Raw genomic sequence first — 17954 nt, forward strand, 5'->3', positions numbered from 1 at the left:
CAAGAAGTTGCCATGAGCCGTTATCGCCCTCCCCGCACCGCTGGCACCGCGCTGATCACCCCTGAAGGTGAAGCGCGGATGCGGGCCGAGTTCCATGAACTCTGGCATGTGCGCCGACCGCAGGTCACGCAATCGGTCAGCGAGGCCGCGGCGCAGGGTGATCGATCCGAGAACGCCGAATACACCTACGGCAAAAAGATGCTGCGCGAAATCGACAGTCGCGTGCGCTTTCTCACCAAGCGCCTGGAAGCGCTCAAGGTGGTCAGCGAAAAACCCAGCGATCCGAACAAGGTCTACTTCGGAGCCTGGGTCACCATCGAAGACGAGGACGGCAAAGAGTCGCGCTACCGCATCGTCGGGCCGGATGAACTGGACTTGAAACTGGGCCTGATCAGCATCGACTCACCGCTGGCACGCGCCCTGATCGGCAAGGCACTGGACGCCGAAGTTCGGGTCCAGACGCCTACCGGCGAACAGTGCGTGTATATCGTGGCGATTGATTACCCATAAGCCTTAACGGCGGGTGATCAGCCCTTGCCGGGCGACGCGGGTCAGTTGCCTGATCATCTCTGGCGCGTCTTCAAGGGCGGGCGACTGAATCACCGCCAGGTCGAAACTGTCGCTGGCAAAACGCGCCAGTGACTCACCGTCTTCGACAAACTGGATCAGGAAAACTGCGGGCCCACCGGTGCGACGTGGCCAACCATCGAGGTAACGCAGGAGCGTCGGCTGATGTTTGCCGCCAAGCAGGATTTTTGGATTGCGCTGGGTCAGATGTGCCGTGATCGGCGCGGGGCGTACAACGGGGTTTAGTGCATTCATCGTGTCGTGTCTCTGCCTCAAAAGTCTGCATGGCAGGTGAGAGGCAACACCGAACCAGCGCTTTAGCGGTATTTCGAAGCCTGTTTCAAGCTTCTATCGGCAACTGAATGAGTCACCTGGCGCCCCGCAAGTAGCTGTTTAAATCGGCGCATGGCAGCATCCTAGAGAAGCTGACCGGACAGTGTCAAGAATGACGCACAACAAAAAAGGCCCGCACAATGCGGGCCTTTTCGTTGAGCCAGAGCGATCAACCAGCGATGGCGCGATCAACCGACAGCTTGCCGGCGCCTTCGAACAGCACCGCGATGCTGCCACCCAGCAGGGCCAGGGCGAATTCATAACCGTTGTTGGCCATGAACAGACCGTTGCTGATATGCACGCTGAAGATGGCGACCAGCGACAGGAACGTCAGGCCAAGTGCCGCCGGGCGGACCAGCAAGCCGATGATCAAGGCCAGACCGGCAAAGAACTCGGTACCACCGGCCAACGTGGCCATCAGGTAACCCGGTGCCAGGCCGATGCTTTCCATGTACTGAGCGGTGCCCGCCAGACCGTAGCCGCCGAATGCGCCGAAGAGTTTCTGCGAACCGTGGGCCGCGAAGATGATGCCGACGAAGATCCGCAGGACAGTCAGGCCGTAGCCAGCGCGGGTAAACAGTACCTTGTTGATCAGTGAGCTCATGCTGTGTCATCCATTGTGTGTTTGTGTGTTGGTTGGCCGCTATATTAATCAATAAATTAAATGCTAAAAGCGCAAATTTTTCGCCATAACAATCAGTTTATTCGATCACTTCCTTAAGGCTACTTTCTGCCCCTGGGGCTCCAACGACTCCCGCTCCCGATCGAACGCCAAGTAATACTTGTTCACGCTATTAACATAGCTGACAGGTCCCATTCCCACCTGCTCCATGGCGATGCGCTCGACCTGGAAGAACCATTGATTGGGATTCAAGCCTCGCCGACGCGCCTCGGCGCGCATGCCCTGAACCCGCTCCGGCCCGATGTTGTAAGCCGCCAGCACGAACGCCATGCGCTCACGCTCGTTGAGTTTGGGGCTGGCGAAAAACTTGCGGCGGATCATCGCCAGGTATTTGGCCCCGGCCTGCACATTGGCATCGAGGTCCTGAATGTTGTTGACCCCTACCCGCTGGGCCGCGGACGGAGTGATCTGCATCAGGCCAGTGGGGCCACCGCCGCTTCGTGCGCGGGGTTGCAACGCGGACTCCTTGAAGGCCAATGCCGCCAGATTCAACCAATCCATGCCTTGGGCATCGGCGTGTTTCTGCAATACCGGTCTGAGTTTTTCCAGGCGCTGGCGATCAGTCTTGGCCAGTGGGTAATGCACTTGATAGAGGCGTCGATAGATGCGCAGGAACGCCGCGTCCTGATCCGAAGGCTTTTTGTACCCGATCAGGAAGCGATCGATGCTCGCCCGCAGCATCGAGGCATCGCGGCGTACGAACCAGAATTCTTCCCCCGGCTCGCTGATCAGCACCTGCCGATCGAAACGCAACTTGGGCAGGATCTTGCCCCAGCGTTCGGCAATCGGCTGCTCGACGATGGTCAGGTGAAAAATCCCGCCCTGAACCATTTCCAGCACGTCTTCGACCGCCAGGCTCGGATCGACCCACTCGATCTTCACCGGTGCCAGTTTGTGCAAGGCAAGCTTTTGATTGATCTGACTGATCGCCTCCCCGGCGGCGCTGCCGGTGGGTAGCGCCAGGGTTTTACCGGACAGTTGTTCGAGGCGGGTGTAGCGTTTCTCGCCCTTGATTCCGACCAGGACCAGAGGAATGTCGCTGGCAATTGGTTCGCTGGTGCTGACGGCGTAGCCCGGTTGCAGATCGAGCAACTCGCCCGGTGCAACCAGATCCCCCTCCCCGCGCTGCAACGCGCCGAGCAGTTGATCCTTGGCTTTGGGAATGATCTTGAGCGTCACTTCCTGACCGTCACGGGCATGGCCATTGAGGTATTGCTCGAAGGCACGCAAGCGATGGTATTCGACGCCGATGGCCTGGCCCTGGACTTCGCCGGAGCTGTTGCGGCTCTGGTTGACCAGCACCTTCAGCACACGGCTGCTGCGGATTTCCTGCAGGTCGCGCACCTGGGCCGCCGGCACGGCTTGCAGTGGGCCGGCCAGCCGGGCAACCGCCGGCATCGGCAGCAGCAACGAACCACACAGCAGTAACAAAATCGAGGGACGTGTCATCCACTCTCCGGAAAGAATACTGGGCCAATTTCAAAAAAATGTTTGAAATCGAACGACAGAAACAGAGCGCCTTGAGCGCTGGCAAAGTGCGAAAGACTGGCACAGTGATGGCATGCTGACCACCCCAGCTTGTCTCGCGGCATCAAAAGACAGCTTTAACTCGTTGTAGTTCTTGGCTTTTCTTATAAATCTACAGCTCTGATATGCTTTCCGGCCTTTGGTCCGAGGTAGCACCATGCAACTCATCGATATCGGCGTCAACCTGACCAACCCCAGTTTTGCCGACAAACACCAGGCTGTACTCGACCGCGCCTATGCCGCCGGAGTCTGCCAATTGGTGCTCACCGGCACCAATGTCGAAGGCAGCGAACAGGCGCTGGAGCTGTGCCGACAATTGGATGAAACGGCGCAACGGCTGTTCGCCACCGCCGGCATTCACCCTCACGCAGCCAGCGACTGGAACGCCGACAGCGCCCAGCGTCTGCGCAGTTTGCTCAAAGAGCCGAACGTAGTGGCGGTGGGTGAATGCGGGCTGGATTTCAATCGTGATTTCTCGCCGCGTCCGCAACAGGAAAAAGTCCTCGAAGAACACTTGGCGATGGCGGTCGATCTGCAACTGCCGGTGTTTCTCCACGAACGTGATGCCAGTCAGCGCTTGCTGGAAATCCTGCGCGATTACCGCGACCAATTGCCGGCCGCCGTGGTGCATTGCTTCACCGGCGAAAAGAAGGCGCTGTTCAGCTACCTCGACCTGGATTTGCACATTGGCATCACCGGCTGGATCTGCGACGAGCGTCGGGGCACGCATTTGCATCCGTTGGTGAAAGAAATCAAACGCGGGCGGTTGATGCTGGAGAGCGATGCGCCGTATCTGCTGCCGCGCAGTTTGCGGCCAAAGCCGAAAAATGGTCGCAACGAACCGGCGTACCTGACCGAAGTGTTGCGGGAAGTGGCGTTGCATCGCGGGGAAAGCGAGGAAGAGCTGGCGGCCCACAGCACCGCGTGTGCGCGGGCTTTTTACGGACTGCCAGTGGTCGACTGAAACGCAATCAACTGTAGGAGCGAGCCCGCTCGCGATGGACTAATGAACACCGTGTTTATCCAATAAACACGCGTTATCGTTGGCGACCATCGCGAGCAGGCTCGCTCCTACAGAGGGGTGACACTCAGTGGCTGCTGCGCATCATTTCCTTCGGCACATACTTGCCGATCTCGAACTTGCCGATCGCCGCACGGTGCACTTCATCCGGGCCGTCGGCCAGGCGCAGCGTGCGCTGCATCGCATACATGTAGGCCAGCGGGAAATCGTTGGAAACCCCTGCCCCGCCATGGATCTGGATCGCCCGGTCGATGACGCGTAACGCCACGTTCGGTGCCACCACCTTGATCTGCGCGATTTCGCTCTTCGCCACTTTGTTGCCGACGGTGTCCATCATGTACGCCGCTTTCAAGGTCAGCAGGCGCGCCATGTCGATCTCCATCCGCGAGTCGGCGATTTTGTCGATGTTACCGCCCAGGCGCGCCAGGGGTTTGCCGAACGCAGTGCGATTCACCGAACGTTTGCACATCAGTTCCAGCGCACGCTCAGCCATGCCGATCGAACGCATGCAGTGGTGAATCCGGCCCGGGCCAAGGCGACCCTGAGCGATTTCGAAGCCGCGTCCTTCACCCAACAGGACGTTTTCGTACGGCACCCGGACGTTTTCGAACAGCACTTCGGCGTGACCGTGAGGCGCATCGTCGTAACCGAACACCGGCAGCGGACGAACGATCTTCACGCCCGGTGCATCCACCGGCACCAGAATCATCGAGTGCTGGGCGTGGCGTGGCGCATCAGGATTGCTCAGGCCCATGAAGATCAGAATCTTGCAGCGTGGATCGCAGGCACCCGAGGTCCACCACTTTTTGCCGTTGATCACCCACTCGTCACCGTCACGCACGGCGCGGGCGGCCATGTTGGTGGCGTCGGACGAAGCCACGTCCGGTTCGGTCATGGCGAACGCCGAGCGGATCTCGCCGCGTAGCAGCGGTTCGAGCCAGCGTTGTTTCTGTTCTTCGTTGGCATAGCGCACCAGCACTTCCATGTTGCCGGTGTCGGGCGCCGAGCAGTTGAATGGCTCAGGCCCCAGCAGCGAGCGGCCCATGATCTCTGCCAATGGTGCGTATTCGAGGTTGGTCAGGCCGGCGCCGAGTTCGGACTCAGGCAGAAACAAATTCCACAGGCCTTCAGCCTTGGCCTTGAGTTTCAGTTCTTCCATGATCGCAGTCGGCTGCCAGCGGTCGCCCTCGGCAACCTGGCGCTCGAACACGGCTTCGGCGGGATAAACGTAGGTGTCCATGAACGCGGTCACGCGCTCACGCAGTTCTTGCACCTTGGGCGAATAAGCGAAATCCATGAGCAGCTACCTTCTGGGGGGAGGTTGTTTAGGTCATGCAATCGATGCTAGAACAGCTACGAAAATTTACCTAGCCTATTCTCGGCGTGTATTAACATTCATCACCGATATATGATCGGCTGATTGAGAACCAACAATAAGAGTGCAGCGCAATGAATCTGAGCAAGGTCGACCTCAACCTTTTCATCGTCTTCGACGCGATCTACACCGAAGCCAACCTGACCCGCGCCGGACAGATTGTCGGCATTACTCAACCGGCTGTTTCGAACGCTCTGGCCCGCCTGCGCGAGACGTTCAACGATCCTTTGTTCGTGCGTACGGCCCAAGGCATGGTGCCAACGCCGATGGCGCAAAACATCATCGGCCCGGTGCGCAACGCCCTCTCGCTGCTGCGGGTGTCGGTGCAGGAAAGCCGCATCTTCAACCCGTTGCAGGCGGTCAAGACGTACCGCATCAGCATGACCGACCTCACCGAAGCGGTGATCCTGCCGCCACTGTTCCAGCGCCTGCGCCGCCTGGCGCCAACGGTGATCATCGAAAGCTTTCTGTCCAAGCGCCGCGAAACCACCAAGGAACTGGCGGCCGGGCGACTCGACTTTGCGGTGGACGCGCCGCTCAACACCGACCCGCAAGTGCGTCACGTCAAGTTGATGGAAGACCGTTACGTGTGCGCCATGCGCAAGGGCCATCCGCTGGCGACCAAGGAGAAATTCACCCTCGATGACTATCTGTCACTGACGCACATCCATATTTCCAGCCGCCGCAGCGGTCTGGGCCATGTCGACCTGGCGCTGGGCAAGATGGGCATCCAGCGCAAGATTGCCCTGCGCTCCCAGCATTACTTGATGGCGTCGCAGGTGTTGCAGCAAACCGATATGGTCATGACCGTGCCTGAGCGCTTCGCCCGCCGCCATGATTTGTACTCGGTGAACCTGCCGGTCAACGATGTGCCGCCGGTGGAAACTCACCTTTACTGGCACGAAAGCACCGACCAGGACCCGGCCAACCGCTGGATGCGCGAGCAGATGATCGAGTTGTGCCAGCAGGTGACGGCGCATGAGAAGAAGCTCGATAAGGTGTAGGGCATTACACCGAGTTATCGTTCTTCGCGGGCAAGCCTCGCTCCTACAGGTACTGTGTAAATCTTGTAGGAGCGAGGCTTGCCCGCGAAGAGGCCCGCAATGACGACGAAAAAACCCGCCCCTTGACGTAAACGTCAACCTGCCATTAGCTTAGCGCCATGACCTTTTTTTGAGCGCTTCCATGAGCAGCCAGACCTATAGCATTTCCGACCTCGCCCGCGAGCTCGACATCACCACGCGGGCCATTCGCTTCTATGAAGAGCAAGGCTTGCTCAGCCCCGAGCGACGCGGCCAGGAGCGCATCTATTCGCCCCGTGACAAGGTCAGCCTGAAACTGATCCTGCGGGGCAAGCGCATTGGCTTCTCACTCGCCGAATGCCGCGAGCTGATCGAACTCTACGACCCCACCGGCGGTAATCAGAAACAGCTGCAAACCATGCTGAGCAAAATCGCCGAACGCCGCGAACAGTTGGAGCAGCAAATGCTCGATATCGAGCAGATGAAGCTGGAACTGGACACCGCACAGGAGCGCTGCACCCAGGCGCTGGAACAGACGATGAAAAGCCAGCCGGTGGTTCAATAGGTTTACACCGTCCCCTGTAGGAGCGAGCCTGCTCGCGATGAGGGCGTGACATTCAATATGGATGTTGACTGATCGTCCGCCATCGCGAGCAGGCTCACTCCTACAGGGTTCCATGAACATTCAGACAGACAGCACAGGTCGATTCCCATGTCCCTTCCTTCCCACGTACGCCTGGTCGAAGTCGGCCCCCGCGACGGTCTGCAAAACGAAGCTCAACCGATCAGCGTTGCCGATAAGGTGCAACTGGTCGATGCACTCACGGCCGCGGGCCTCGGCTATATAGAAGTCGGCAGTTTCGTTTCGCCGAAATGGGTGCCGCAGATGGCCGGATCTGCCGAAGTCTTCGCGCAAATCCAGCGCAAACCGGGCGTGACCTACGGCGCCCTCGCCCCCAACCTGCGCGGCTTCGAAGATGCAATCGCCGCCGGGGTCAAGGAAGTTGCAGTGTTCGCCGCAGCGTCCGAAGCGTTTTCCCAGCGCAACATCAATTGCTCGATCAGCGAAAGTCTCGAGCGTTTTGCGCCGATCATGGAAGCCGCCAGGCAGCACGGCGTTACCGTGCGCGGTTACGTGTCCTGCGTGCTGGGCTGTCCTTATGAAGGTCACGTCAAACCCGAGCAAGTTGCCCTGGTCGCTCGCGAGCTCTATGCCATGGGCTGCTACGAAGTATCGCTGGGGGACACCATCGGCACCGGCACGGCGGGTGCGACGCGCAAGATGTTCGAAGTGGTTTCGGCCGACGTGCCTCGGGAGAAACTGGCCGGGCACTTCCACGACACCTACGGCCAGGCCATGGCCAACATCTATGCCAGCCTGCTCGAAGGGATCTCGGTGTTTGACAGCTCCATCGCCGGCCTCGGCGGCTGCCCCTACGCCAAAGGCGCCAGCGGTAACGTCGCCACCGAAGACGTGGTTTACCTGCTCAATGGCCTCGGCATCGAAACAGGTATCGACCTGGACGCCTTGATTCTCGCCGGTCAGCAGATTTGCACGGTGCTGGGGCGCCCCACCGGTTCGCGCGTGGCCAAGGCTCGCAGCGCGCAGTAAGTGTGCTGATGTGTCCGGGTGTTACCGCTGCGTCTGGAACGTGGGGGATAAGCGAGTAACACGGAAACAAATTGTAGGGGTTTACCTGAGCGAAAAATCCTACAAAAATTCAAGTCATTGATTTTAAAGGGTTTTTAAAAGTTGGCACGGCTTCTGCTATCTCTATGGCATAACAAGAATAAAAAGCAGCAAACCAATAAAAATAAGACGTAACGACTCTGACATAACAAGAACAACACGGCAGAGACGCAGCTAACAGATTTTTTTGGAGAAGGTGTGCTTTTCAGGGTGCTTTTCGGAGTAACCCGCAACCGGGCAGAGAACAATAAAACTACCTTCAGGTAGCTCCCGAACTGGTTGGATCGCTTAGCGAAAAAGTAGATCAGCGCTCAAAAAAATACGTTTGCTCTTGATCCCGGATGGGGATCGACAAAAACAGCGGTAAAGGGTCACGGTTGCCAAAAACAAAAACAGACCGCCCCTCAATAATAAAAAAAGAGCATGCGCAACGAAAAATTAAAGGGGAGCTTCGGCTCCCCTTTGTGCTTTCTGCGATTCAGGTTTTCCCCATCGCCCCTGTGGGAGCCAGCCTGCTGGCGATTGCGGTGGTTCAGACATAGGCATGTTGACTGACACTCCGCTATCGCCAGCAGGCTGGCTCCCACAAGGGGAAATTTGTCACGCCTTGTTGATGCGCAATTCCTCGATGCTGATCTCGCGCATCCGGAATTTCTGGATCTTGCCGGTCACCGTCATCGGAAACTCTTCCACAAACTTGAAGTAGCGCGGCGTCTTGAAGTGCGCGATGCGCTCCTTGCACCAGGTTTGCAACTCTTGCTCGGTAGCACTGTGACCGGGGTGGAATTTGATCCAGGCGACGATCTCTTCGCCATAACGCGAACACGGGATGCCGATCACTTGCACGTCCGCCACCGCCGGGTGAGTGAAGAAGAATTCTTCCAGCTCCCGCGGGTAAATATTCTCACCGCCACGGATGATCATGTCCTTGTTGCGTCCGGCAATGCACACGTAGCCTTCATCATTCATGCTCGCCAGATCACCGGTGTGCATCCAGCCGGCCTGATCGATGGCTTCGGCGGTGCCTTGCGGGTTGTTCCAGTAGCCGAGCATCACGCTGTAGCCACGGGTGCAGAGTTCGCCGATGGTGCCGCGAGGTACCAGGTTGCCCGCCTCGTCGATGATTTTGCTTTCAAGTTGCGGTTGGGTGCGACCGACCGTGGTGACGCGCAATTCCAGTTCGTCTGAAGGACCGGTCTGCAACGACACCGGACTTGTTTCCGTCATGCCGTAGGCAATCTGCACTTCATTCATGTGCATTTCGCTGATCACCCGACGCATCACTTCGATCGGACAGGTCGCGCCGGCCATGATCCCGGTACGCAGGCTCGACAGATCGAATTGCGCACGTTGCGGCTGATCGAGCATGGCGATGAACATGGTCGGCACGCCATACAGTGCGGTGGCCTTTTCTTCGGCGACGGTGGTCAGGGTCAGCAGCGGATCGAAGGCATCGTTGGGGTAAATCATGGTGCTGCCGTGGGTGATGCAGCCGAGGTTGCCCATGACCATGCCGAAGCAGTGATACAGCGGCACCGGGATCACCAGCCGATCATTGGCGGTCAGGCCGAGGCTTTCGCCCACCATGTAACCGTTGTTGAGAATGTTGTAGTGGCTGAGAGTCGCGCCCTTTGGAAAACCGGTGGTGCCGGAGGTGTACTGGATGTTCACGGCCTGGTCGAAATGCAGGCTGTCGCCCCGCTCGCGTAACTGCTCGCTGGATACACCCGCTGCGAGATCGCTCAGTTGCGACCACGGCAGAAAACCTGATGGCGGCTGCGCATCCAGGCTGATCACGCCGCGCAAGTCCGGCAGACGCTCGCTCTGCAACTGGCCGATGGATTGCTCTGCCAGCTCGGGCACCAGGCCTTGCAACATGCCGTGGTAGTTGGAGGTCTTGAACGCGCCCGCGCAGACCAGCCATTTGCAGCCTGACTGCTTCAGCACGTATTCGAGTTCCGAGCTGCGATACGCCGGGTTGATGTTGACCAGGATCACGCCGATCTTCGCGCTGGCGAACTGGCTGATGCACCACTGCGCACAATTCGGCGCCCAGATGCCGAGGCGATCACCGGTCTGCAACCCCAGCGCGAGCAGCGCCCGGGCATGAAGGTCCACGGCGTCGGACAGTTGCTGCCAGGTGTAGCGCAACTGTTGATGGCGCACGACCAGCGCCTCGCCCGTCGGATACTGCGCGACGGTGTTATCAAATGCCTGACCGATGGTCATCGCCAACAAGGCTTTGTCCTGAGAACCACGGGTATAGCTGCGCTGCGGGCTTGCACTGGGTTGATCCATGACGACCCCTATTGTCTTTATTAATGGGCTACCAACGGATACCTGCAGGAGCGATGCTTGCTCGCGAAGAGGCCTCTACATTCAACATTTATGTCGACTGATCTGACGCTTTCGCGAGCAAGCATCGCTCCTACAAGTTGGGTCCGCTTTCTATCTTGAACTGGCTCTACTCTCGCTCAAGTTGACGTTAACGTAAAGGGTGATTGACAGCCTTTCGTCACAGGCTTACGTTAACGTAAAGGTGAGAGCCAAATCACGACCCTCCCCGCCCTACAAAAAAGCCAAAAGGTGACCCATGAGCTATCCATCCCTGAACTTTGCCCTCGGTGAAACCATCGACATGCTGCGCGATCAGGTCCAGTCCTTCGTCGCCAAAGAGATCGCCCCGCGCGCCGCTCAGATCGACATCGACAACCTGTTCCCCGCCGACCTGTGGCGCAAGTTCGGCGACATGGGCCTGCTCGGCATTACCGTCCCGGAAGAATACGGCGGTGCTGGCCTGGGTTACCTGGCGCACGTGGTGGCCATGGAAGAAATCAGCCGCGGTTCGGCGTCGGTCGCCCTGTCCTACGGCGCGCACTCCAACCTTTGCGTGAACCAGATCAACCGCAACGGCAATCACGAACAGAAAAGCAAATACCTGCCGAAGCTGATCAGCGGCGAGCACATTGGCGCCCTGGCCATGAGTGAACCGAACGCTGGTTCCGACGTGGTCTCGATGAAATTGCGCGCCGACAAACGTGGTTCTCACTACGTGCTCAACGGCAGCAAAACCTGGATCACCAACGGTCCCGACGCCAACACCTACGTGATCTACGCCAAGACCGACCTGGAAAAAGGCCCGCACGGCATCACCGCGTTCATCGTCGAGCGCGACTGGAAAGGCTTCAGCCGCAGCAACAAGTTCGACAAGCTCGGCATGCGCGGCTCCAACACTTGCGAGCTGTTCTTCGATGACGTCGAAGTGCCGGAGGAAAACATCCTCGGCGTGCTCAACGGCGGCGTGAAAGTGCTGATGAGCGGCCTCGACTACGAGCGTGTCGTTCTGTCCGGCGGCCCGACCGGGATCATGCAGGCCTGCATGGACCTGATCGTTCCGTACATCCACGACCGCAAGCAGTTCGGCCAAAGCATCGGCGAATTCCAGCTGATCCAGGGCAAAGTCGCCGACATGTACACCCAACTCAACGCCAGCCGCGCCTACCTTTATGCGGTGGCCCAGGCCTGTGAACGCGGCGAAACCACGCGCAAGGACGCTGCCGGCGTGATCCTCTACAGCGCCGAGCGCGCCACGCAAATGGCCCTCGACGCAATCCAGATTCTCGGCGGCAACGGTTACATCAACGAATTCCCGGCCGGTCGTCTGCTGCGTGACGCCAAGCTGTACGAAATCGGCGCCGGCACCAGTGAGATCCGTCGCATGCTGATCGGTCGCGAACTGTTCAACGAAACCCGCTAAACGGAGCTGTCCATGGCTATCCTGCATACCCAGCTCAACCCCCGTTCGGCGGAGTTTGCCGCGAACAGCGCGGCGATGCTCACCCAGGTCGACGCCTTGCACACTCTGCTCGCGCAAGTGCAGCAAGGTGGCGGTCCGAAAGCGCAAGAACGCCACACTTCGCGAGGCAAATTGCTGCCCCGCGAGCGGATCAATCGCCTGCTCGATCCGGGCTCGCCGTTTCTCGAAATCAGCCAATTGGCGGCCTACGAGGTGTATGGCGAAGACGTGCCGGCCGCGGGCGTGATTGCCGGGATCGGTCGAGTGGAAGGCGTCGAGTGCATGATCGTGGCCAACGATGCCACCGTGAAAGGTGGCTCGTATTACCCGCTGACCGTGAAAAAACACCTGCGCGCCCAGACCATCGCTCAGCAGAACCGCTTGCCGTGCATTTATCTGGTGGACTCCGGCGGCGCCAACTTGCCGCGCCAGGATGAAGTGTTTCCGGACCGCGAGCACTTCGGGCGGATCTTTTTCAACCAGGCCAACATGAGCGCCATGGGCATTCCGCAAATCGCGGTGGTCATGGGCTCGTGCACTGCCGGCGGCGCCTACGTGCCGGCGATGGCCGACGAAGCGATCATGGTTCGCGAGCAGGCGACTATTTTCCTCGCCGGCCCACCGCTGGTGAAAGCCGCGACCGGTGAAGTGGTCAGCGCCGAAGATCTGGGCGGTGCCGATGTGCACTGCAAGATTTCCGGGGTCGCCGACCATTATGCCGAGAGCGATGAACACGCCCTGGCCATTGCCCGACGCAGCATCGCCAACCTCAACTGGCGCAAGCTCGGCGAACTGCAACAACGCACGCCCATCGCCCCGCTCTACAGCAGCGACGAGTTGTATGGCGTGGTCTCGGCCGACGCCAAGCAGCCGTTCGATGTGCGCGAAGTGATCGCGCGGCTGGTGGACGGTTCGGTGTTCGACGAATTCAAGGCGCTGTTCGGGACCACGCTGGTGTGCGGTTTTGCTCACTTGCACGGTTACCCGATCGCGATCCTCGCCAACAACGGCATCCTTTTCGCCGAGGCCGCGCAGAAAGGCGCGCACTTCATCGAACTGGCCTGCCAGCGCGGCATTCCGTTGCTGTTCCTGCAAAACATCACCGGCTTCATGGTTGGCCAGAAGTACGAGGCCGGCGGCATTGCCAAGCACGGCGCAAAACTGGTGACCGCCGTGGCGTGCGCCAAGGTGCCGAAATTCACCGTGATCATCGGCGGCAGCTTCGGCGCCGGTAACTACGGCATGTGCGGGCGCGCCTACGATCCACGTTTCCTGTGGATGTGGCCGAATGCACGCATCGGTGTGATGGGCGCCGAACAAGCGGCGGGCGTATTGGTGCAGGTCAAGCGCGAGCAGGCCGAGCGCGGTGGCCATGGTTTCAGCGCCGAGCAGGAAGCCGAAATCAAGCAACCGATCCTCGATCAATACGAAGAACAGGGCCACCCTTACTACTCCAGCGCACGGCTGTGGGACGACGGCGTCATTGACCCGGCGCAGACCCGCGATGTACTTGCCCTGGCCTTGTCCGCGTCGCTGAACGCGCCAATCGAACCGAGCCGCTTCGGCGTGTTCCGGATGTGATTTTTTGTAGGAGCGAGGCTTGCCCGCGAAAGCGGTTTGTCAGTCACATCGATGCTGGATGTACCGACGCCTTCGCGGGCAAGCCTCGCTCCTACAAGTACCGTGGAGACGGATGAACATGAGCGACTTCAACACCCTCGAACTGCAGACCGACCCGCGTGGTTTCGCGACTCTGTGGCTCAGCCGGGAAGAAAAGAACAACGCGTTCAACGCCGAGATGATCCGTGAGCTGATCCTCGCGCTGGACAAGGTCTCGACCGACGCCAGCCTGCGCTTTTTGCTGGTGCGCGGACGTGGCAAGCATTTCAGTGCCGGCGCCGACCTGGCGTGGATGCAGCAATCGGCCGAGCTCGATTACCACACCAATCTGGACGACGCCCGGGAACTGGCGGAGTTGATGTACAACCTGGCCAAGCTGAAAGTTCCGACGCTGGCCGTGGTTCAAGGCGCGGCTTTCGGCGGCGCGCTGGGCCTGATCAGTTGCTGCGACATGGCGATTGGCGCCGACGACGCGCAGTTCTGCCTGTCGGAAGTACGCATCGGCCTCGCGCCGGCGGTGATCAGCCCGTTCGTGGTGCAAGCCATCGGCGAACGCGCGGCACGCCGTTACGCACTGACCGCCGAGCGCTTCGGTGGGCAATGCGCTCGGGAAATCGGCTTGTTGTCGGAGAGTTATCCGGGCAATGAACTGGAGCAGAAAGTCGAGCAATGGATCGACAACCTGCTGCTCAACAGCCCCGCAGCCATGCGCGTCAGCAAGGATTTGCTGCGTGAAGTCGGCAACGGCGCGCTGACCCCGGCGCTGCGTCGCTACACCGAAAATGCCATCGCGCGCATCCGCGTCAGCCCCGAAGGCCAGGAAGGCCTGCGCGCCTTTCTGCAAAAACGTCCGCCGAGCTGGCAGGCCGAAACCACCCCCAAGGAGCCGCGTTGATGAGCGCACCTGTCATTACCTCTCTGCTGGTGGCCAACCGTGGCGAAATCGCGTGCCGGGTCATGCGCACCGCCAAGGCCCTGGGCCTGACCACCGTCGCCGTGCACAGCGCCACCGACCGCGAAGCGCGGCACAGCCGCGAAGCGGACATTCGCGTTGACCTCGGTGGCAGCAAAGCCGCCGACAGCTACCTGCAAATCGACAAGCTGATCGCCGCCGCCAAGGCCAGCGGCGCGCAGGCGATTCATCCGGGTTATGGTTTTCTGTCCGAGAATGCCGGGTTCGCCCGCGCCATCGAACAAGCAGGCCTGATCTTCCTCGGTCCGCCCGCCTCGGCCATCGATGCCATGGGCAGCAAATCCGCCGCCAAGGCCTTGATGGAAACCGCTGGCGTGCCACTGGTGCCCGGTTATCACGGCGAAGCTCAAGACCTCGACACCTTCCGCGACGCTTGCGAACGCATCGGTTATCCGGTGCTGCTCAAGGCGACGGCGGGCGGTGGCGGCAAAGGCATGAAAGTGGTCGAGGACGTCAGCCAGCTGGCCGAAGCCCTCGCCTCGGCCCAGCGTGAAGCGCAATCCTCGTTCGGCGATTCGCGGATGCTGGTCGAAAAATATCTGCTGAAGCCGCGCCACGTGGAAATCCAGGTTTTCGCCGACCAGCACGGCAATTGCCTGTACCTCAATGAACGTGACTGCTCGATTCAGCGTCGGCACCAGAAAGTCGTCGAAGAAGCGCCCGCACCAGGCTTGAGCCCGGAACTGCGTCGCGCCATGGGCGAAGCGGCCGTGCGTTCGGCGCAGGCCATCGGTTATGTCGGCGCCGGCACCGTGGAATTCTTGCTGGATGCGCGCGGCGAGTTCTTCTTCATGGAGATGAACACGCGCCTGCAGGTCGAACACCCGGTCACCGAAGCCATTACCGGCCTCGATCTGGTGGCCTGGCAGATTCGCGTGGCACGTGGCGAAGCGCTGCCGATGACTCAGGATCAAGTGCCCCTGATCGGCCATGCGATCGAAGTGCGGCTGTACGCCGAAGACCCGGGCAATGATTTCCTGCCGGCCACCGGGCGCCTGGAGTTGTACCGTGAATCGGCTCAAGGTCCGGGACGTCGGGTAGACAGCGGCGTGGAAGAAGGCGACGAGATTTCGCCGTTCTATGACCCAATGCTCGGCAAGCTGATTGCCTGGGGCGAGGATCGCGAACAGGCGCGCCTGCGCTTGCTGAGCATGCTCGATGAGTTCGCGATTGGCGGGCTCAAGACCAACATCAACTTCTTGCGTCGAATCGTTGGTCATCCGGCGTTTGCGGCGGCTGAGCTGGATACCGGGTTCATTCCACGTTACCAGGAGCAACTGCTGCCAGAGCCCTCGCCGCTCAGTGATGAGTTCTGGCAAGCCGCGGCGCAGGCATTTTCCCAAAGCCAAGCGGACACGACCCGCGCTGATGACCTGAGTTCGCCTTGGGGGATCGGCACTGGGTTCCGTGCCGGATTGCCGACGGAAATCACCCTGCATTTGAGCTGCGAAGGTCAGGACCGTGCGCTGACGTTGGGCGCTACCCGATCGGCGCAACTCGCGGGCGAGCAACTGCTGACCGAACACAACGGCGTGCGCCGCCAGCATCGGGCAATCCGTCGCGGCGGCGTTGTGTATCTGCAATGGGATGGTGAATTGCGCCGCATCGAGTCCTACGACCCGATCAGCGCCGTCGAAGCCAGTCACAGCCATCATGGCGGGCTCACTGCGCCCATGAACGGCAGCATCGTGCGAGTGCTGGTGGAAGCCGGGCAAACGGTCGAAGCCGGGGCGCAATTGGTGGTGCTGGAGGCGATGAAGATGGAGCACAGCATTCGTGCACCACACGCCGGGGTGATCAAAGCGCTGTATTGCCAGGAAGGCGAGATGGTCAGCGAAGGCAGTGCATTGGTCGAGCTGGAAGAAGCCTGAAATGCGGATCGGTCCTACGCAGTGCGAGGACCGATCTGATCAGAACCTGGCCGTTGCCTGAACCACTACGCCGATGATTCGGCAGGCTTCGGTGTAAAGGGCTTTCGGATACGTCGGATTGAGCGGGACCAGGTAACGCTGCCCGCCCTCTTCGATCAGTTTGCGAAACGTCGCTTCAGTGCTGTCCGGCCATTGGGCGATCACCAGTTTCCCGGGTTCCGGCACAATGGCCGGGTCCACCAGGATCATCATGCCCTCGGCGATACTGACGCCGCTCGGTGCAGTCATCGCATCGCCCACCACGGTCAACCAGAACGCCGCGCCCTGAGCGTGGTAGTCGGTCAGTTCGAAACGCGCCGTGTCATAGACCGTCGGCTCACCGTCACGCACCTCGCAGGATTCGCGCCAGTCACTGACCGGGTAACGGAAGTACGGGTTGTACTTGCGCACCAGATCCTGGCTTTCCTCCTTCGCAATGTCCGGCTCGCGGATCACCAGCGCCACCTCGAGAAACTCCATGCCCAGTGCGTGCAGCACACGGTTCATGTCATCGATGCCCGGTTGGCGACGTTTGTTCAGCCAATGGCCGACGCCGCCCTGGGACATCCCCAGGCGGTCGGCGAGTATTTCCTGAGTGACTTTGAGTTCACTCATCTTGGCCTTGACCAATTCAATCCATTTATCCATGTGCGGCACGATACGTGGGCGCCTCCGGCCAGCAAAACACAACTTGTAGTATTTAAATTCTCGTCACAAATACAGTTCGTACTACGATTGGATCACGGATTTGAATCTAACACGGAGCTTTGCCATCGCCATGACCATCCCCAGCAATGACTTGCCAGACATGCAGATCGACACCTCCCTCACCTCGCCAAAAGGCTCGGCCGCCGCGCAGCGCGCCCTGGACTATTACTTGAAACCAGCTGTGTCCGAAGCGGTGGAAGAGGAGCGTTTTTTTGATGTGAACCGCAATGTCAGCTGCGAGGAAGCACTGGTGCGCGCTTCAGACCTGTTGCGCTGCGCCGCCGCCACGGCGTACGAGTCGGCGAACAATCTGCAGGGCGTGCACCGGGACCTGGCGTTTTCGACGGTGCATATGATCGATATGGCCAAGGCGTTGCTGGACCGATCCCTCGACGGGGATCATCACGCATAAGGCAGGCAGGGATATTTCGCGGGGCGCGGGAAAGAATTTTCCAATCGCGCAGATAAAATCGTTTGACTTGCAAACGAGAATGATTATTATTGCATGCAGCTGGTCGCGAGATCAGTCGATTGTCCAAGTGACCTTAGGTCGGTCTCCTGGACTATCTCCTCATCAGGCTAATCACGGTTTTTGACCCGGCTTTTTGCCGGGTCTTTTTTTTGCCAGTTATTCTGGCTTTACCTTCAGGCTAATGAAGTCTTTGGGTGCTGCAAATTCGATGGCGCGGATAATATCAAAAGAATATCTGTTGGCAAGAGAAGCCCGGCA

Annotated in this window: 17 protein-coding genes; 11 read left to right on the forward strand and 6 right to left on the reverse strand. The window is 59.6% G+C overall.

The genetic code is table 11. The features are described 5' to 3' along the window. The first annotated feature begins 12 nt into the window (after positions 1-12). Positions 13-510 (forward strand): transcription elongation factor GreB, encoded by a 498-nt coding sequence (gene greB, locus K5R88_RS10960; RefSeq protein ID WP_008031876.1) that lies wholly within the window; start codon positions 13-15, stop codon positions 508-510. A gap of 3 nt (positions 511-513) precedes the next feature. Here greB and K5R88_RS10965 read toward each other — a convergent pair whose 3' ends face one another. The 3 genes from K5R88_RS10965 to K5R88_RS10975 all read right to left on the reverse strand — a co-directional run bounded on the left by K5R88_RS10965 (position 514) and on the right by K5R88_RS10975 (position 3031). Next, positions 514-822 (reverse strand): class I SAM-dependent methyltransferase, encoded by a 309-nt coding sequence (locus K5R88_RS10965; RefSeq protein WP_226299942.1) that lies wholly within the window; start codon positions 820-822, stop codon positions 514-516. Between the two features lie 247 nt (positions 823-1069). Further along, positions 1070-1504 (reverse strand): DoxX family protein, encoded by a 435-nt coding sequence (locus K5R88_RS10970; RefSeq protein WP_008031879.1) that lies wholly within the window; start codon positions 1502-1504, stop codon positions 1070-1072. Between the two features lie 105 nt (positions 1505-1609). Continuing rightward, a complete protein-coding gene (locus tag K5R88_RS10975) occupies positions 1610-3031 on the reverse strand; it encodes a transglycosylase SLT domain-containing protein (RefSeq protein ID WP_192229218.1) in 1422 nt (473 codons plus the stop codon). A gap of 235 nt (positions 3032-3266) precedes the next feature. Between K5R88_RS10975 and K5R88_RS10980 the strand changes: the two genes are divergently transcribed. Next, positions 3267-4073, forward strand: a complete 807-nt coding sequence (locus K5R88_RS10980; protein WP_223481475.1) for a TatD family hydrolase — start codon at positions 3267-3269, stop codon at positions 4071-4073. A 124-nt stretch (positions 4074-4197) separates the two neighbouring features. On the opposite strand, the gene K5R88_RS10985 is transcribed toward K5R88_RS10980, so the two are convergent. After that, positions 4198-5427, reverse strand: coding sequence for an acyl-CoA dehydrogenase (locus K5R88_RS10985; RefSeq protein ID WP_008031886.1), 1230 nt, complete (start codon positions 5425-5427; stop codon positions 4198-4200). 152 nt (positions 5428-5579) lie between these two features. Between K5R88_RS10985 and K5R88_RS10990 the strand changes: the two genes are divergently transcribed. From K5R88_RS10990 to K5R88_RS11005, 4 genes are all read left to right on the forward strand, one after another. Continuing rightward, a complete protein-coding gene (locus K5R88_RS10990; RefSeq protein WP_008031887.1) occupies positions 5580-6509 on the forward strand; it encodes a LysR family transcriptional regulator in 930 nt (309 codons plus the stop codon). Positions 6510-6690: 181 nt separating this feature from the next. Further along, complete coding sequence (locus tag K5R88_RS10995) at positions 6691-7092, forward strand: MerR family transcriptional regulator (protein ID WP_192229215.1); 402 nt, start codon at positions 6691-6693, stop codon at positions 7090-7092. Between the two features lie 147 nt (positions 7093-7239). Beyond that, complete coding sequence (locus tag K5R88_RS11000; protein WP_192229214.1) at positions 7240-8139, forward strand: hydroxymethylglutaryl-CoA lyase; 900 nt, start codon at positions 7240-7242, stop codon at positions 8137-8139. 419 nt (positions 8140-8558) lie between these two features. Beyond that, positions 8559-8759 (forward strand): hypothetical protein, encoded by a 201-nt coding sequence (locus tag K5R88_RS11005; RefSeq protein ID WP_032832611.1) that lies wholly within the window; start codon positions 8559-8561, stop codon positions 8757-8759. Between the two features lie 58 nt (positions 8760-8817). Here the strand turns inward: K5R88_RS11005 and K5R88_RS11010 are convergent, their stop codons facing one another. Further along, complete coding sequence (locus tag K5R88_RS11010) at positions 8818-10515, reverse strand: AMP-binding protein (RefSeq protein WP_008041200.1); 1698 nt, start codon at positions 10513-10515, stop codon at positions 8818-8820. 295 nt (positions 10516-10810) lie between these two features. Between K5R88_RS11010 and K5R88_RS11015 the strand changes: the two genes are divergently transcribed. The 4 genes from K5R88_RS11015 (at position 10811) to K5R88_RS11030 (ending at position 16477) form a co-directional block, all read left to right on the forward strand. Beyond that, positions 10811-11974 (forward strand): isovaleryl-CoA dehydrogenase, encoded by a 1164-nt coding sequence (locus K5R88_RS11015; protein ID WP_226299943.1) that lies wholly within the window; start codon positions 10811-10813, stop codon positions 11972-11974. Positions 11975-11986: 12 nt separating this feature from the next. After that, positions 11987-13594 (forward strand): carboxyl transferase domain-containing protein, encoded by a 1608-nt coding sequence (locus K5R88_RS11020; RefSeq protein ID WP_192229211.1) that lies wholly within the window; start codon positions 11987-11989, stop codon positions 13592-13594. 118 nt (positions 13595-13712) lie between these two features. Continuing rightward, positions 13713-14528, forward strand: a complete 816-nt coding sequence (locus K5R88_RS11025) for a gamma-carboxygeranoyl-CoA hydratase (protein ID WP_226299944.1) — start codon at positions 13713-13715, stop codon at positions 14526-14528. Further along, positions 14528-16477, forward strand: a complete 1950-nt coding sequence (locus tag K5R88_RS11030; protein ID WP_226299945.1) for an acetyl/propionyl/methylcrotonyl-CoA carboxylase subunit alpha — start codon at positions 14528-14530, stop codon at positions 16475-16477. Before K5R88_RS11025 ends, K5R88_RS11030 begins: the two co-directional genes overlap by 1 nt. 39 nt (positions 16478-16516) lie before the next feature. Here K5R88_RS11030 and K5R88_RS11035 read toward each other — a convergent pair whose 3' ends face one another. Beyond that, positions 16517-17164: a LexA family protein gene (locus K5R88_RS11035; RefSeq protein ID WP_192229209.1), complete on the reverse strand. Its 648-nt coding sequence runs from the start codon at positions 17162-17164 to the stop codon at positions 16517-16519. Positions 17165-17294: 130 nt separating this feature from the next. On the opposite strand from K5R88_RS11035, the gene K5R88_RS11040 reads away from it, so the two are divergent. Then, entirely contained in the window at positions 17295-17636 is a 342-nt protein-coding gene (locus K5R88_RS11040; protein WP_008041212.1) for a DUF6124 family protein, read from the forward strand. Positions 17637-17954: the final 318 nt, after the last annotated feature.

The organism is Pseudomonas sp. MM213, from assembly GCF_020423045.1.
Lineage (GTDB): Bacteria > Pseudomonadota > Gammaproteobacteria > Pseudomonadales > Pseudomonadaceae > Aquipseudomonas > Aquipseudomonas migulae.